Here is a 15,935-nt window from a genome sequence, read left to right as displayed (position 1 = left end):
CCGTACGTCCGAGTTCGCTAGGGTCCTGCCCCATGGCACACAACCCCCACGCCCCTCAGCAGGGCCCCGAGGGCAATCACGACCCGGCGGGCAGCACGCAGATGTTCCGCGCCTTTGTCGACGAGGGCGAGCCGCAGCGCCGGCAGCAGCCGGCGGCGACCTCGTCCGGGCCGAAGGCCGGGGTGATCGCGGCGGTCGTCGCGGTCGTCGTCGTTCTCGGCGCGGTCGCCTGGCTCGCGCTCAACTGACCTTCCGCCGCCCGGCCGGTTCCGCACCGGGGCACCCGCGCACACGCGGGTGTCTCACTTCCATACGGCGGTGACGTCCTGGGTCTCGACACGCATCCCCAGGGGAACCCGCCAGGCGTCCACACAGACGGTGTACGTCTTCTTCCGCACCGCTCCCGCGTCGACCGGCGCGGGCAGCGGCTGCGTCGACTCGATCGTCGCCCAGTCGACCCCCAGCGCGCCGATGATGTGCGTGGCGAAGGTGACGGTGCCCGAGCGCGCCGGTGAGCCGCCGGTATTACGGAACTCCACGCTCACGTTCTCGCACCAGCGCTTGTCGGCCGGGGTGCGCTCAGGGGTGCCGATCTTCAGCACCGCCGGAGTGGGCGGAGTGGGTGTGCCGGGCGGGCTTGGCGTGGTGGACGGCGCGCCGGGCGAGGCGCCGCCTCCCGTGCCGCCGCCTGCGCCGCCGCCCGTCGTCGGCGTGGAACCGGGTGTTCCGGGCCCGCCGGATGCCCCTGGGGGCGCGTCCGGACCTCCGGGACCGGCTGCTCCCCCCGAGCCGCCGCCCGCCGCGCCCGTGCGGCCGGAGGGACCGCTTCCGGCGCCCTCCGCGGTGCCCCCGGTGCTCCCGGCGCCCTTTCCGCCGCTCTCCGGTCCGCCGCCCCCGGCCTCGTCCAGCGGGATCAGCGTCACCCGCCCAGAAGGGGCTCCCGCGCCCTCGGGCGTCCTCTCAGGGCCTGCGGCGGCTCCCACGGCCGCGTAGCCGTCACCGTCGCCCGCACCGCCCGCGCAGGCGGCCAGGGTGCCGCCCAGACACAGCACGGCCGCCGAGGCGGCGATCACGGTGCCCCGGCGGCCGGTCGAGCCGATTGTCTGACGTCGCATCGCGCCAGTGTGGCTGACGGTCCGTCAATTTTGAACCCTTGTGCACACCGCACCGGGTCAGTCGGCGATCAGCCCTTCCCTGAGCTGGGCGAGTGTGCGTGTGAGCAGTCGGGAGACGTGCATCTGCGAGATGCCGACCTCCTCGCCGATCTGCGACTGGGTCATGTTGGCGAAGAAACGCAGCATGATGATCTGGCGTTCGCGCGGGGCGAGTTTGGCCAGCAGCGGCTTCAGGGACTCGCGGTACTCGACGCCTTCCAGCGCCGCGTCCTCGTACCCCAGGCGGTCGGCGAGCGAGCCCTCGCCGCCGTCGTCCTCGGGCGAGGGGGAGTCCAGCGAGGAGGCGGTGTACGCGTTGCCGACAGCCAGGCCGTCGACCACGTCCTCCTCGGAGACCCCGAGCGCCTTGGCCAGCTCCGGCACGGTCGGCGAGCGGTCGAGCTTCTGGGAGAGCTCGTCGCTGGTCTTGGTGAGGGCGAGCCGCAGCTCCTGGAGGCGACGGGGCACCCGTACCGACCAGGAGGTGTCGCGGAAGAACCGCTTGATCTCCCCGACGACGGTGGGCATCGCGAAGGTCGGGAACTCCACGCCCCGTTCGCAGTCGAACCGGTCGATCGCCTTGATCAGGCCGATCGTGCCGACCTGGACGATGTCCTCCATCGGCTCGTTGCGGCTCCGGAACCGCGCCGCGGCGTACCGCACCAGCGGGAGGTTGAGCTCGATGAGTGTGTCCCGCACGTACGCCCGCTCCGGGCTGTCCGTTCCCTCGGGGCCCGGTGCGGGTCCCAGCGCGGCGAGCCGCAGGAACAGGGAGCGGGACAGAGTACGGGTGTCGATGGCTTCCGACGAGCTGGTGAGCACGGCGGGTGCCGACACGCTCTTCGTGAGCGTGAGCACCTTCGAGCTGCCCTGTTCTGCGGACATGCCACCCCCTTGAGGTCGCGGACGGTCGCGGTGACCGCGACCATCGGAGGAACGCAGCCTCCACCTGAATACCGGAGGCGAGGCTGCGGCAAACGCGGTTCCAGCAGAATGTCACATGTCGGCAACGCGCTGTAGTGACAAGTCGACAAGTCAGCGCCGTGTCTGCGCAGATAACAAGGGGTGTAGGGCTTTTACACCGTCAGAACCGCTCTCCCTGCGGTCTACCCGATCCGACTACGCCTCGATCCTATTTGCGGATCGGAGCCGGGCGAAGCTTCTCGCCAGAAGTCTTGACACATGCATCTGGGACACGCCCAGCTCGGCGCTGATCTGAGACTGGGTCAAGTTGCTGTAGTAGCGCAGCAGGAGGATGCGCTGCTCGCGCTCGGGCAGCTGGACGAGGAGGTGCCGTACGAGATCGCGGTGCTCCACGCCGGCCAGTGCGGGGTCCTCGTAACCGAGCCGGTCGAGGAGTCCTGGCAGCCCGTCGCCCTCCTGGGCGGCCTCCAGGGAGGTCGCGTGGTACGAGCGCCCCGCCTCGATGCAGGCCAGCACCTCGTCCTCGGAGATCTTCAGCCGTTCGGCGATCTCGCCCGTGGTGGGGGAACGCCCATGAGCGGTCGTCAGGTCCTCGGTGGCACCGGTGACCTGGACCCAGAGTTCGTGGAGCCGGCGGGGGACGTGGACGGTCCTCACGTTGTCCCGGAAGTAACGTTTGATCTCGCCGACCACGGTGGGCATCGCGAAGGTCGGGAACTGGACACCGCGTTCCGGGTCGAACCGGTCGATGGCGTTGATCAGGCCGATGGTGCCGACCTGGACGACGTCCTCCATCGGCTCGTTGCGGCTCCGGAAGCGGGCGGCCGCGTACCGCACCAGAGGCAGGTTCGCCTCGATCAGCGCGGCGCGCACCCTGCGGTGTTCCGGAGTGCCCGGTTCCAGGTCCTTGAGCTGCCCGAAGAGCACCTGTGTGAGGGCCCTGGTGTCCGCGCCCCGGGTTCTGGCGGGCGGGGCGGTGGGATCGGGGGTCTCGGTCTGGATGTCCTCGTTCGGGACGTTCTGGGGAGGCACTTGAGGCGCTGTACTGGCCGGCACGGTGATGCCACCCCTTTGCGGTCAACTGCGGTCAACTCATCCGTCAAAAGCGGTCATAGCATCACAAGACATGTCCACTGTGTGCAAGCACCGCATACAGCCGTGTTGGGGGCAGTTTTGTTTTAAACACCAAGAAACCCCTCACCTGTGCGGTGAGGGGCTGCGGAACGGAGGGCCGGACGGTGCGTCAGAAGGGGTAGTCGGCGATCACCCAGGTGGCGAATTCACGCCATTGCCCGGCCGCGGCCTGATGGGCCGGGTGCTCGATGTAGCGCTTCAGGGCGTCCTCGTCGGCGACCGCCGAGTTGATGGCGAAGTCGTACGCGATCGGCCGTTCGGTGATGTTCCACGCGCACTCCCAGAACTCCAGCTCCGGAACCACTCCTTCGAGCTCCCGGAAGGCCCGCTCCCCGGCGACCACCCGCGGATCGTCCCGCTCGACGCCGTCGTTCAGCTTGAACAGGACCAGGTGGCGGATCATCGGGTACTCCTACTTCACCAGCTCGGACATGAAGTCGCCGACGCCCTGGGCGGCGCTGGAAACGCCTTCGAACCCTACCTGGACGAGATCCGCGGCCCTGGCCGGGGACGTGATGATCGTGTACAGCACGAAGACCACCACTATGTAGAGCGCGATCTTCTTCGCTTGCACCACAGCCCCTGCCTCCCCTTCGATCCCGTGTGCAGTCGGGCGATTCTATCCGCACACTTGGCCGTATTCCGTGGTTGTTTCCGATCACTGATGCGCTCTTTAAGGACCTATGGCCCGGCCGTCGGGGTCTTTTGCCCGCCGGGACGACCCCCGGGGAGGGGCAGGATGGGTGACGAGCCCAGCGGATCTGGCAGGAATCCGAGGGGCTGGAACAGGACCTCTCTGTGGGGTCCACGCCGCGAGACTTCCCCCTGACTGCGGCGGGGACCAGTAGGGCCTGTTCTCATCGGGGGAAGCGGCTTGTCCCCCCGATGCCGCTTCCCCCGACCTAAATCTCCGGGCCTGATCATTCGGCCGTTCCGCGCAGCGCCACGTGGCCCGAGCACCCGTCCTCCGGTCCCGCGTGTGCGCCCCGCCGCCCCCTCTTCGCCGGTTCAGCGGCGCAGGGCGGTCTCACGCCGCATGTGTGACAGCTTCTCGGGGTTGCGCATGGCGTAGAGGCCGGTGATGAGACCGTCGTCGATGCGTACCGACACGACGGTGTCGACCTCGCCGTCGATCCGGAGAACCAGCGCCGGGTAGCCATTGACCTGTACCGGCCGCAGCTCCGCCGCGGTGATCCTGCCCATGCCGGCGGCCAGCAGACGGGCGACCTTGTCGGCACCCACGATGGGCCGCAGGACGGCCTGTTTGATTCCGCCGCCGTCACCCATGAGGACGACGTCGGGGGCGAGGAGGTCGAGGAGGCGTTGCAGATCGCCTGTCTCGGTGGCTTGTTTGAAGGCGTCGAGGGCGGCCCGGGTCTCGGTGGGGGTGATGGTCGTGCGTGGCCGGCGTGCGGCGACGTGGGCGCGTGCGCGGTGGGCGATCTGGCGCACGGCGGCGGGGGTCTTGTCGACGGCTTCGGCGATCTCGTCGTATCCGAGGTCGAAGACCTCGCGCAGGACGAACACGGCGCGTTCGGTGGGGGCGAGGGTTTCGAGGACGAGGAGCATGGCCATCGAGACGCTGTCGGCGAGTTCGATGTCGTCGGCGACGTCGGGGGTGGTGAGCAGGGGCTCGGGGAGCCAGGAGCCGACGTAGGACTCCTTGCGGCGGCTGAGGGTACGCAGCCGGGTGAGCGCCTGCCGGGTGGTGATCCGTACCAGGTACGCACGCGGCTCCCGCACCGTACCGAGATCGACCCCCGCCCACCGCAGCCATGTCTCCTGCAGCACGTCCTCCGCGTCCGCGGCCGAGCCCAGCATCTCGTAGGCAACGGTGAACAGCAGATTCCGATGAGCGACGAACACGTCTGTCGCCTCCGTCGCCTCCGTCGTCTCCGTCGCGGGAGCCGCGCTCCCGCCGTCGGCGAGCGGCCCGGACACGTTCTCCGCGCTCCCGCCGTCCTCCGCGCTCCCGCCGTTCTCGTCGTGCTCGTCGTGCTCGCTCTTCACCGGCTGCTCCTGCCTGTTCACTCTCGACGCTGCCACGCGCACAGGACGCCGGGCACCGCCGTTCTGTGACACCCGGGAGCGGTGGCTCACGTCACACGGCCGCCCCGTCACAGGGAGCGGGCGGCCGGCATCTCGTGTTCGTCCAGTGCAACACCACGAGTGAGGACGAGATCATGACCGCCCGATTCAACCTGTTCGACAACCCGATCGCCTCCAAGTTCGCCAAGCGGTTCGCCAACACCGGCCTCGTGATCCAGCAGTCGTCGCTGCCGGCGTCCACCCAGGAGCTGGTGTCGCTGCGCGCCAGCCAGATCAACGGCTGCGGCTGGTGCATCGACATGCACACCAAGGAGGCCACGGCAGCCGGCGAAACCGCGACCCGGCTCCACCTGGTCGCCGCCTGGCGCGAGTCCACCGTGTTCACCGAGGCCGAACAGGCGGCCCTGGCACTCACCGAAGAAGGCACCCGCCTCGCCGACGCCGCCCAAGGTGTCTCCGACGAGACCTGGGCCCAGGTACGCAAGCACTACGACGACGACCAGATCGCCGCCCTGGTCTCCCTGGTCGCCCTGATCAACGCCGCCAACCGACTCGCCGTGATCGTGCACCAGAAGGGAGGCTCCTACGAACCCGGCATGTTCGCCGCGGCATTCAACTGACCCCCACGCGAGCCCCCCGCCCGGCGCCTACCCGCCCCCGGCGGGGGACCTGCCCCGGCTCCCGCCGGCCTGCCCCGGCTCACCCCGGCCCGCTCCGGCCGCAGTTTCTCGGAGCGGGGCGGGGATCCCCGCATACGCGGGGACCACAACGATGTCGTCTTCATCGAGACAACCCAGGTGGGACCAACCCCGCACGCGCGGGGACCACGGCACGACGGACCCAGTGGGTCCCGGCGGCACGGGACCAACCCCGCACGCGCGGGGACCACCGCTGCTCCTGGTCCTCGCTGCCGTCTGGGGAGGGACCAACCCCGTACGCGCGGGGACCACGCTTTGGGTCTGCCGGTTCCGGTGGTGCACACGGGACCAACCCCGCACGCGCGGGGACCACGCCTTGCCCCGCATCCACTGGGCCGTCAGATGGGGACCAACCCCGCACGCGCGGGGACCACCGGTGCATCTGGAGGACGTCGAACTGGATGCCGGGACCAACCTCGCACGCGCGGGGACCACGAGGAGGAGGTCTTTGTCGGCGGCGGCGTGGCGGGACCAACCCCGCACGCGCGGGGACCACTGTCCGGCTATTCCCCGGGTCGTGACGATCGCGGGACCAACCCCGCACGCGCGGGGACCACGGCAGTCCTTCAAGAAGGATTTGGCGGAGAGCGGGACCAACCCCGCACGCGCGGGGACCACCCGCGAAGGCCCAGGTGGACACGCGGTAGAGGGGGACCAACCCCGCACGCGCGGGGACCACTCGGTGGGCCGGGATCACCCGGCAGCAGGGGCGGGGACCAACCCCGCACGCGCGGGGACCACACCTCCACCACGGGCGACGGGCGGACGGGAAGGGGACCAACCCCGCACGCGCGGGGACCACGCGGACGGTACGTCACCGTCGCCTACCTCGCGGGGACCAACCCCGCACGCGCGGGGACCACCTTCCCGAGCCTCAGCCCGGAGGGTGGCCGGGGACCAACCCCGCACGCGCGGGGACCACCGAGGAGTGACCACGCGGTCAATCAATCCACCGGGACCAACCCCGCACGCGCGGGGACTGTCGGCAACGGGTGAAATGGATACCACGGACGGCGGATGAAAAGTGAGCCACTCTGCGATCTCTTGATCATTCTGGCTTCAGGGTCTCTGGAGCGGGAGGAAGAGAGGGTGATCCTTGTGGAGGACTGGGCTGAGATCCGCCGGTTGCACCGGGCTCAAGGACTGTCCGCGCGGGCTGTTGCCCGACAGCTGGGGATTTCACGGAACACGGTGCTACGGGCTCTTGCTTCGGACCGGCCCCCGCAGTACCGGCGGGCGGCGAAGGGGTCTGCGGTGGACGCGGTGGAACCTGCGGTCCGGGAGCTGCTGCGGCAGACCCCGACCATGCCCGTGACTGTGATCGCGGAGCGAATCGGCTGGGAACGCGGGCTGACGATCCTGCGGGACCGGGTGCGTGAGCTGCGGCCGGTGTATCTGCCGGTGGATCCGGTATCGCGGACGGTCTATCAGCCCGGTGAGCTCGCGCAGTGCGACTTGTGGTTTCCGCCGGTGGATATCCCCCTCGGCTACGGCCAGAGTGGACGCCCGCCGGTCCTGGTCATCGTCTCGGGCTACTCACGGATGATCACCGCCCGGATGCTGCCCTCCCGGCAGACCGGCGACCTGATCGACGGTCACTGGCGGCTGCTGGCCGACGGCTGGCAAGCAGTCCCCAGGACGCTTGTCTGGGACAATGAGGCAGGCATCGGCAGAGGAAAGCTGACTTCCGAGTTCGCGGCGTTCGCGGGGCTGCTCGCGGTGAAGGTCCACTTGTGCCGGCCCCGTGACCCGGAGGCCAAGGGCCTGGTGGAACGCGCGAATGGTTACCTGGAGACGAGTTTCCTGCCCGGGCGGACGTTCAGTGGCCCCGACGATTTCAACACCCAGCTCACCGGCTGGCTGCAGATCGCCAACCGCAGGACCCATCGTGCAATCGCCGCTCGGCCGACGGACCGCTGGGAGTCCGACCGGGCCCAGATGCTCCCGGTCCCGCCGGTCGCCCCGCCCCACTGGTGGCGCTTTCAGACCCGCATCGGCCGTGACCACTACATCCGGGTCGATACCTGCGACTATTCCGTCCACCCCCGGGCGATCGGTCACCGCGTCCTGGTCCGTGCGGACAACGAGGACATCACGGTCACCCTCACCGATACCCCCAGCGCCGGTGCCGGGACGGAGACGGTGGCGCGGCACCCGCGCTGCTGGGCCCGCCACCAGACGCTCACCGACCCCGAGCACGCCGAGGCGGCCCGCCTCCTGCGCGGAGAGGTCTGGCATCAGCAGGCCGCCCGAGCGGCCACCGCCCATACTGCCGCCCTGGCACCGAACAACCTCGGCGTCGAAGTCGAACAGCGCGAACTGGACACCTACGACCGGATGTTCACCCTCATTGAGGGCGGCGGCGGGAAAGAGGAGGCGGACACCTGATGCCCCGCACCCCAGCGGCCGGCTCCCGGCCAGGCCCGGCGAAAACCGCGGACAAAACAGCGCCCACCGGCCATCAGACTGCCTCGGACCTGGCATTTCTCGCCCGCGCGATGAAGGCACCCACCCTGCTGGACGCCGCCGAACGTCTGGCCGAACGCGCCCGCGCCGAGTCCTGGACCCACACCGAATACCTGGTCGCCTGCCTGCAACGCGAGGTGTCCGCCCGCGACAGCCACGGCGGCGAGGGCCGCACCCGGGCTGCCCACTTCCCCGCGATCAAGACCATCGAGGAACTCGATGTCGCCCATCTGCGCGGTCTGACGCGACAACAGCTCGCGCATCTGGGCACACTGGACTTCATAACGGGCAAAGAGAATGTGGTCTTCCTCGGCCCGCCCGGAACCGGCAAGACCCACATCGCCACCGGCCTCGCCGTCCGGGCCTGCCAGAGCGGACACCGCGTGGCCTTCGCCACCGCTTCCCAATGGGTGGACCGCCTCGCCGCAGCCCGCCGCTCCGGGCAACTCCAGGAAGAACTGGTCAAACTCGGCCGCTACCCGCTGATCGTGATCGACGAGGTGGGATACATCCCCTTCGAAGCCGAAGCGGCCAACCTCTTCTTCCAGCTGATCGCCAACCGCTACGAGAGAGCGAGTGTGATCGTCACGAGCAACAAGCCCTTCGGACGCTGGGGAGAAGTCTTCGGCGACGAGACCGTGGCCGCCGCCATGATCGACCGGCTCGTCCACCACGCAGAGGTCCACTCCCTCAAAGGCGAGTCCTACCGCATGCGAGGACGAAAACTCGGCCGCGTCCCCACCCCCACCGACAACGACTGACAACCAACCAAGACCGCAAAACGGCCCACAATTCAACCGCCCAAACTGGCCTCAAATTCGGCCGTTGCCGACAGGGACCACAAGTGGATGCGCGGCAAGGCGCTGGACGCCGCGGGACCAACCCCGCACGCGCGGGGACCACCACGACCCTCACGACAGTGATGCATCAGTACGGGGACCAACCCCGCACGCGCGGGGACCACACCTCGGCGCCCTCTACGACCCCGCACGCGCGGGGACCACTTGTCACAGGGTTCGGGAATCCGGTACCTGCGGGGACCAACCCCGCACGCGCGGGGACCACCCGCTGACCGGCGGTCCGGACCGCACCTGTCCTGGACCAACCCCGCACGCGCGGGGACCACCGAAGTCCACTGCAACTCCCTACAGACGAGGTGGGACCAACCCCGCACGCGCGGGGACCACCGTCTCACGCCACCTCCCGGTGCGGGGTAGTGAGGACCAACCCCGCACGCGCGGGGACCACCCAGCTCACCGAGTACTCGGTCTCGTACACCGCGGGACCAACCCCGCACGCGCGGGGACCACGGAAGACTCCGCCGTCGGCTGCTTGCGGCCCTGGGACCAACCCCGCACGCGCGGGGACCACCGCGTCCAGCTCGCGCCGCACGGCCTTGCCGAGGGACCAACCCCGCACGCGCGGGGACCACGTCGGCAGGTGGAAGCCGTCATGCGCGAGGAGGGGGACCAACCCCGCACGCGCGGGGACCACAGATCCCGGTTGCTCCCACGGGTTGCCCGGCGGGGACCAACCCCGCACGCGCGGGGACCACCAGGTCCAGTACCCGCAGAGTGGGCACGCGTCGGGACCAACCCCGCACGCGCGGGGACCACTGCTTCCGTACTCGTACAGCCTCCTCAATCAGGGGACCAACCCCGCACGCGCGGGGACCACGTCGGCGGGGTCGCCGGAGCGGCCGGCGGCACGGGACCAACCCCGCACGCGCGGGGACCACCGGGTGTCGCAGCTGTCGCGGGACGACCCGGCGGGACCAACCCCGCACGCGCGGGGACCACTCCGCTGCACGGTCCGCTCGCGGCGGTCTGCTGGGACCAACCCCGCACGCGCGGGGACCACCCGGGGCGGGACTTCTTGCCCTTGACCGTCTGGGGACCAACCCCGCACGCGCGGGGACCACCGCTCCTTGTTTCCTAGGGTTCAATTCTGTAGTGGACCAACCCCGCACGCGCGGGGACCACCGCACGGTCCAGGTGCGGCGCGTCGGGAAACGGGGACCAACCCCGCACGCGCGGGGACCACCCCGCGGCTGCCGTCGCGACGGTCGTGGTCCTGGGACCAACCCCGCACGCGCGGGGACCACCACGGCGTGCCCGGTCTGCCGGGCCTGGATCCGGGGACCAACCCCGCACGCGCGGGGACCACGTCAGCGGCCGGGCCGTCGTGTGCGTGAACGTGGGACCAACCCCGCACGCGCGGGGACCACCCCTGAACCTGCCGGTCGAGGACGGGCACTCGGGGACCAACCCCGCACGCGCGGGGACCACTCCCGCTCGACCCCGGGCGCCGGCGTCGAGGAGGGACCAACCCCGCACGCGCGGGGACCACCGTAGCTCTGTGTCCCGCCCGTACGTCATCGCGGGACCAACCCCGCACGCGCGGGGACCACTCTACGCGCAGGGTCTCGGCAGCCAGAAGGACGGGACCAACCCCGCACGCGCGGGGACCACAGGCCCTGACCTGCACGTTCAGGGAGCGAGGCGGCTGTTTTTGCTTACTTCCTCAAATTCCGGCATATGGGGCCTTGCTGTTGATTCGGGAGGTACGAAGTACCTCTCTCCCGCAACACTATTCATCCACCCACCTACTCACCTACCGCCCCCGAACTTCCGCCGCTTCGACGCCTTGCTCCAGCCCTGGCGGGGCACGTCCGCCGGTTTCTTCGTGGCGCGAGGTGCGTTCGTGTTCGGGCGGCGGATCAGGGTGAGGCCCTCGTGGTCCGTGGGGTGCCAGGCGTGATCGTGGGTTTCGAACGCGTAGCCCTGTTCCGTATTCGTCTGGTAGGCCAGCAGCGCGCGGCCCTGGCCCGCGTACTGGCGTACCTCGTTCCACAGGATTTCGCGGATACGGGTCGTGGGGGCGCCCAGGAAGACGCCGGGCGAGATCTCCAGTAGCCAGCGGGTGAGGAAACCACGCAGGCCGACCGGGCAGTTGGTGAGAACGATGACGGTCACCAGAGGGGCTCGTCTCCGTAGTTGTGGCCGCTCTCGACGTGGAGGTCTCCGTCGGACTGGAGCGTGACGCGGTCCTGTGTCTCGCCCCCTGCCTCACTTGTGTCGCGTTTGCCGTCCCAGCCCAGCAGGTCCTTGATGTCCCTTACGCAGCGGTCGAGGAGGCCGGTCCGGTTGATGCTGTCCCGGAGCATCCGGCGGGTCCGGGCCGCGATGTCGTCCTTTCCCTCGACCGCCGCGTCGAAGGCGGCTGGGATGGCGATCTCCGTCTTGTAGAAGTCGGCCACGTCCATGACGAACGAGCGCTCGTGCCCCGAGTGGACGAAGCCCAGGCCCGGAGAGCAGCCGAGGGCCACGACGACGGAGTGGGAGACCCCGTACATGCACTGAGCCGCTGCGGTGATGGCCTGGTTGGGGGCGTCGCCCGCCGAGAAGTCGTCGCGGTGGTACTCGCGTCGGCGCCACGGGACGCCGGTGCGCAGCGACTCCTGCCGGTAGCAGTCCTTCAGGCGCCGGCCCTCCATCCTGAGGAGGTCCTGCCGGGTCTTTCCCGCCGTGTCCTCGCCCGGGAAACGCAGGCGGTACATGGCGCGTGCCACGTTCAGCCGGGTGCGACGGTTCGCCCAGGCCGTGGCCTGTGCCTCGATCAGGCCCGAGGAACGTGTCAGGGCCCGGCCGCCCGCGTAATACCGCACTCCGTGCTCACCGACCCACGCCACGCCCGCGCCGCTGTCGCCCAGGAGAGCCATCGCCTGGTGGGTGACGCGGGTTCCCGGGCCGAGCAGGAGGGTGCCGATCGTGGCGGACGGGATGTGGGTGACGCCGTCCGCGTCCTCCGCCGTGATCGCGTTGGAGTCCCGGTGCACGGTGCACCGCTCCAGATAGACGAACGAGAGCCGGTCGCCGACCCGCGTGAGTTCCCGGGGCGAGGAGGCACCCCGGCGGCTGACGGTGCTCATGGCTTCCCCCGTACCGGTGCCAGGGTCATCAGACCGCAGCCGTACGCCTTGGCCTTGCCCAGGCCGTGGGTGAGCGTACGGCGGAAGCGCTCCGGTTCGGTGACGCGCAGGCGGCCGTCGAACGTGACCTTGGTGATCTGTACGTCGTTGCGGCTCGGCTTGGCCGGGGGCCGGTGGAACTGGAGGGGGATCCGGTCTCGGACGATCAGCTCGTGCTCGTCGCCCTGCTCCAGGAGCCGGCGCTCCACCGGCTTCTGGACGATCTCGAAGCCCGATGTCTCCTGCCGTTGGAGCAGCCACCGCATCTGGTGCAGCGTGGTCCGGTGGGCGGCGCGTTTCGTGCGTTCGCCCTCCTTGAGGAACGGGTGGCGGATGTTGTGGACGGGGTTCGCCGTGAGCCTGAACCCCCAGGTGTCCCCGGCGTGGAGCGTGGAGAGGAACTGCTCGTACGCGAACGTCGTCCAGCCGGGTTCGTCCGAGGCGGGCCAGCCGGCCTGTTCGACGAGGTGCGTCAGATCGGGGCGGGTGGGACCGGTGATGTACAGGAGCGTCTCGGAGGTTCCGTTCCGGTCCACCCGCCACAGCACCCGGGGGCCTGACCCGTCCCGGGGCGGAGGGGTGGGGAAGGACATGTTCACCGCCCCGTGCAGGCGATGCGGCGAGCCGAGCAGTTGCCGGGCATCTGACCGGCCGGTGTTCACTCGGAAGCGGGTGAGGTACATCAGTCGGTCCTCGGTGTGACGGGCGGGAGCAGGGCGGTCGGTTCGTGGGCCGGTGGTGCGGCGGGCCGGGGGACGGTTCTGCTGTGGACGCCCCGCAGCGCGTACCGCCGGTTGCGGGGATCGAAGCTCAGGGGCAGGTCGCGCAGCGTGATGTCCGGCTCCTGGCCGGGCGGGCAGTCCAGATGGAGACCGAGCTCCTCCCCGTCAGGGCGGCACGTGGCCGCGAGGCGGTCCTTGTACCAGTCGGACGCTTCCCATTCCGCGTCGCGCAGGGCCTGTTCGAGGCTTGATGCCAACGGCTCCCCGATCGGGATCGGCTGCGCGGGCGGGCAGGAACGCCGCCCGAGATAGGGCAGGAACACGGGCTCCAGCAACGCCTCGTACAGCCGTTGCATCAGCGCGGCCTCGCCGCTCACACCCGCCACGAACACCGCGTCCGCGAGGTAGAAGCGTTCCGACAACGGCATGGCCTTGTCCGTGTCGCCGTGGTGCGCGGTCTGGAAGTCGCGGAGCCGCGTGCCCGGCTGATCGATCCGGACACCGAACTCCAGGGCTGCCAGATCGGCGAGGTCGGCGTCCCGCCCACGACCCTGGGCTGCGGCGAGGAGACCGATGATCCCGCTCTTCGTCGGTGCGTTCTCTGTCGTGCGGCGCGTGAACCGGGCTGCGGACCCCCAGGACTGGAGGGGACCCGCGAGCCGCAGCAGCAGCACGCTCATGCCCCGGTCTCCGCGGCGAGGGCCGGGTCCCCGCTCTGCCGGGCGGCCGGGACCTCCGGGGTCAGCCTCGCCTCCACGGCGTCCCCCACAGCAGACAGCAGTCCGGACAGGTTCACCTCGGCCCCGAGTGCTGCCAGTGCCGCAGTCTCCTCGCCCATCCGGAGCACCCAGCCCTGCCCGCTGTCGGCCAGCCCATAACTGCTCTCCAGCCCGGGTACGAACGTGGCGAGCCGCTCGCAGCTCTTCTGGAGGAAGCCGCCGCCCTTGCCCATGCCGACGGGCTTCTCGAAGGCCGCGACGTAACTGACCGGCCGCCGCGAGCGGACCTTGACGATCACCGCGGTCGGCAGGGTCTGGTTGGCGAAGGTATTGATCTTCCCGGTCGGGAGCGAGGTGATAAAGCTTTCGAGGAAGGCGGTGACCGCTTGCCGCGTGGGCTCCACGGGCCGGTCCTCGCGCTGTCCGGTGCCCAGATTCCTCTGCAGTTGGTCGACATCGACCGCCGCGTACCGGTAGAGGGTCGCCGAGTTGAAGTCGATGGAGCCGATCATCCCGGCACCTGCCTCGGCGTCCGTGTTCCTGTCGTCGACCGCCGTGTAGTAGTCCGACTCGACCTCCACCGCGTGCACGCTCAGGGCGTGGGCGACCTGGGCCGCGGCGTCCACGTTGAGGTCGGTCGAGTCCGCGACCATTCGCCCGAACAGCGCGATGTCCACGGAGTGTTCGGTGCCCGCCAACTGTTTGGCGCGTGCCCTGTTCTCCTTGACCTTGAGGAAGGCCTTGAGAGCCTTGATGTCACCGCCCTTGCCTCCCTCGACGGCCAGTCCCGCGAGAGCGTCGAACTGGCGGCCACTCAGGAACATGAGGTACGTGGACTCCCCGGCAGGATCCTCCACGTCCTCCTTGTTCTTGCGGGTGGGCACGGTGATCTTCGATCCGGTTGCCACCTGCATCGTCTCGGCGGCCATCTCCAGGGCCGTGGCACGCGTCGGCGAAGGGTCGAGGGCGAGAATGCGGCCGGCCAGTACCTCTGCGACCTTCTTCGTCCGGATACCCAGCTGGGACGTGTCCAGCAGCTCCGAGAACGCCTCGCGCGTGGCCCGCTTCCATGCCTGGCTGGATACCCGTGACCGTCGTACGCCCCCGTACGTCGCGGATTTGGGCGTACCGGTGTCGTCCCTGTTCAGGTTGCTCGGCGGGACGGTCTGGAGGATGTGGATGTCAAGGATCGTCCTGGTCACGCGTACTCAGTTCCTCTGTGTAGAAGTGTTCGGGATGCGGTGTCGGGGAGGAGGATCGGGGCGGGCGAGAAGGGAGAGGGGGGACACATCGGACGGGGGAGCGGGGCGGATGCCTCACTCCCCGGAGGCGTAGCCGCCGTACTCCTCATCCACGCTCAGCGACAGATCGATCGCGTCACCGCCGTCCGGGGCTTCGGTGTCCTTGGCCTTGGCGCGAGGAGCGGCGGCGAGATGGAACTCGCGCCCCCATTCCCGTTGCACACCGGCACGCCCCGGCCGGGACTGCCAGCGGTAGAGCTGACCGGCCAGGCGGGCGTAGTCGAGCGGCACTTGTGCTCCGCGCAGGAGAAGAACGATCTCCCTCAGCCGTACGGCGACAGACTCGACCGACTCGGCGGTACCGACTCGGACCAGTCGTGTACGTAGCGGAGAGTCCCTCTCCTCGTCGGCGCCCGGCCCGCTGTCCAGCCGCATCAGGGTGCGCACCGCGCCGCCCAGGGTCTGCCTTCTCTGGTACATGCCGTGATCGCGCCCGGACTGCTGGTGCAGTGCCCAAAGCGTCGAAGCGAGAAAGACCGCCTCCTCGGCGTCCTCCCGGCGGTGGAAGTCCGGCCGGTCCGCGAGCAGCCGGGCCAGTTCCTCCAGGCCGCCGACTCCCCACAGGTCCTGCACCTGGTGCACCCGCTTGCCTGCCCCGCGCCGCAGTCGGGCGAGCTCCGACACGGCCGCCGGGTTGTCCTTGAGGTACCGCGGCTGAAGGCGCGCGATGTACTGGCCTGTCGCCTGCGCGACCAGGCCGTGTTCCGAAGGCGCCTCGGCTGGGCCGTCTGTAACGGGGGAGGAGCCTTCGGCGGCTGCGCCGGTCGTCGTCGTGGTCATACGGTTCCGTCCAAGGGG

General features: G+C 69.8%; 16 protein-coding genes and 2 CRISPR repeat arrays. Of the genes, 4 read left to right on the top strand and 12 right to left on the bottom strand.

The genetic code is table 11. The features are described 5' to 3' along the window. Window positions 1-32 precede the first annotated feature (32 nt). On the top strand, window positions 33-248 hold the full coding sequence (locus OHA98_RS00250; RefSeq protein WP_266922059.1) for a hypothetical protein: 216 nt from the start codon (window positions 33-35) through the stop codon (window positions 246-248). Window positions 249-302: 54 nt separating this feature from the next. On the opposite strand, the gene OHA98_RS00245 is transcribed toward OHA98_RS00250, so the two are convergent. From OHA98_RS00245 to OHA98_RS00220, 6 genes are all read right to left on the bottom strand, one after another. Beyond that, window positions 303-1,115, bottom strand: coding sequence for a hypothetical protein (locus tag OHA98_RS00245; protein ID WP_266922058.1), 813 nt, complete (start codon window positions 1,113-1,115; stop codon window positions 303-305). A 57-nt stretch (window positions 1,116-1,172) separates the two neighbouring features. Continuing rightward, on the bottom strand, window positions 1,173-2,039 hold the full coding sequence (locus OHA98_RS00240) for an RNA polymerase sigma factor SigF (protein WP_266922057.1): 867 nt from the start codon (window positions 2,037-2,039) through the stop codon (window positions 1,173-1,175). Window positions 2,040-2,273: 234 nt separating this feature from the next. After that, on the bottom strand, window positions 2,274-3,134 hold the full coding sequence (locus tag OHA98_RS00235) for an RNA polymerase sigma factor SigF (protein WP_266922056.1): 861 nt from the start codon (window positions 3,132-3,134) through the stop codon (window positions 2,274-2,276). 187 nt (window positions 3,135-3,321) lie between these two features. After that, window positions 3,322-3,615 (bottom strand): Dabb family protein, encoded by a 294-nt coding sequence (locus tag OHA98_RS00230; protein WP_266922055.1) that lies wholly within the window; start codon window positions 3,613-3,615, stop codon window positions 3,322-3,324. 9 nt (window positions 3,616-3,624) lie between these two features. Continuing rightward, window positions 3,625-3,789 (bottom strand): hypothetical protein, encoded by a 165-nt coding sequence (locus OHA98_RS00225; RefSeq protein ID WP_266922054.1) that lies wholly within the window; start codon window positions 3,787-3,789, stop codon window positions 3,625-3,627. A 431-nt stretch (window positions 3,790-4,220) separates the two neighbouring features. Continuing rightward, window positions 4,221-5,222 (bottom strand): RNA polymerase sigma-70 factor, encoded by a 1,002-nt coding sequence (locus OHA98_RS00220; protein ID WP_266922053.1) that lies wholly within the window; start codon window positions 5,220-5,222, stop codon window positions 4,221-4,223. Between the two features lie 173 nt (window positions 5,223-5,395). On the opposite strand from OHA98_RS00220, the gene OHA98_RS00215 reads away from it, so the two are divergent. From OHA98_RS00215 to istB, 3 genes are all read left to right on the top strand, one after another. Then, window positions 5,396-5,881, top strand: coding sequence for a carboxymuconolactone decarboxylase family protein (locus OHA98_RS00215; protein WP_266922052.1), 486 nt, complete (start codon window positions 5,396-5,398; stop codon window positions 5,879-5,881). A 118-nt stretch (window positions 5,882-5,999) separates the two neighbouring features. Then, window positions 6,000-6,942: direct repeats of the CRISPR family, unit length 29 nt; unit sequence GGGACCAACCCCGCACGCGCGGGGACCAC. Window positions 6,943-7,048: 106 nt separating this feature from the next. Further along, entirely contained in the window at window positions 7,049-8,347 is a 1,299-nt protein-coding gene (gene istA, locus OHA98_RS00210) for an IS21 family transposase (RefSeq protein ID WP_266922051.1), read from the top strand. Beyond that, window positions 8,347-9,186, top strand: coding sequence for an IS21-like element helper ATPase IstB (gene istB / locus OHA98_RS00205; RefSeq protein ID WP_266922050.1), 840 nt, complete (start codon window positions 8,347-8,349; stop codon window positions 9,184-9,186). Before istA ends, istB begins: the two co-directional genes overlap by 1 nt. A 214-nt stretch (window positions 9,187-9,400) precedes the next feature. Next, a CRISPR array of direct repeats spans window positions 9,401-10,896; the repeat unit is 29 nt; unit sequence GGGACCAACCCCGCACGCGCGGGGACCAC. A gap of 138 nt (window positions 10,897-11,034) precedes the next feature. Here istB and cas2e read toward each other — a convergent pair. The 6 genes from cas2e to casB form a co-directional block, all read right to left on the bottom strand. Next, window positions 11,035-11,400 carry a type I-E CRISPR-associated endoribonuclease Cas2e gene (gene cas2e, locus OHA98_RS00200; RefSeq protein ID WP_266922049.1) on the bottom strand — a complete coding sequence of 122 codons (366 nt, stop codon included), beginning with the start codon at window positions 11,398-11,400 and terminating at the stop codon, window positions 11,035-11,037. Continuing rightward, window positions 11,397-12,356 carry a type I-E CRISPR-associated endonuclease Cas1e gene (cas1e, locus tag OHA98_RS00195; RefSeq protein ID WP_266922048.1) on the bottom strand — a complete coding sequence of 320 codons (960 nt, stop codon included), beginning with the start codon at window positions 12,354-12,356 and terminating at the stop codon, window positions 11,397-11,399. The genes cas2e and cas1e overlap by 4 nt, the downstream gene beginning before the upstream one ends. Beyond that, complete coding sequence (gene cas6e / locus OHA98_RS00190; protein WP_266922047.1) at window positions 12,353-13,078, bottom strand: type I-E CRISPR-associated protein Cas6/Cse3/CasE; 726 nt, start codon at window positions 13,076-13,078, stop codon at window positions 12,353-12,355. The genes cas1e and cas6e overlap by 4 nt, the downstream gene beginning before the upstream one ends. Next, the gene (cas5e, locus tag OHA98_RS00185) at window positions 13,078-13,797 is read right to left on the bottom strand and encodes a type I-E CRISPR-associated protein Cas5/CasD (RefSeq protein ID WP_266922046.1); all 720 of its coding nucleotides are present in this window, start codon (window positions 13,795-13,797) and stop codon (window positions 13,078-13,080) included. The genes cas6e and cas5e overlap by 1 nt, the downstream gene beginning before the upstream one ends. Beyond that, window positions 13,794-15,038: a type I-E CRISPR-associated protein Cas7/Cse4/CasC gene (cas7e, locus tag OHA98_RS00180; protein WP_266922045.1), complete on the bottom strand. Its 1,245-nt coding sequence runs from the start codon at window positions 15,036-15,038 to the stop codon at window positions 13,794-13,796. Before cas7e ends, cas5e begins: the two co-directional genes overlap by 4 nt. 114 nt (window positions 15,039-15,152) lie before the next feature. Then, complete coding sequence (gene casB / locus OHA98_RS00175; protein WP_266922044.1) at window positions 15,153-15,917, bottom strand: type I-E CRISPR-associated protein Cse2/CasB; 765 nt, start codon at window positions 15,915-15,917, stop codon at window positions 15,153-15,155. Between the last annotated feature and the right edge of the window lie 18 nt (window positions 15,918-15,935).

It is taken from the genome of Streptomyces sp. NBC_00654, from assembly GCF_026341775.1.
Taxonomy (GTDB): Bacteria; Actinomycetota; Actinomycetes; order Streptomycetales; family Streptomycetaceae; genus Streptomyces.
The sequence above is the reverse complement of the archived record's forward strand: the minus strand, read 5'-3'. Positions and strand labels throughout refer to the sequence as shown.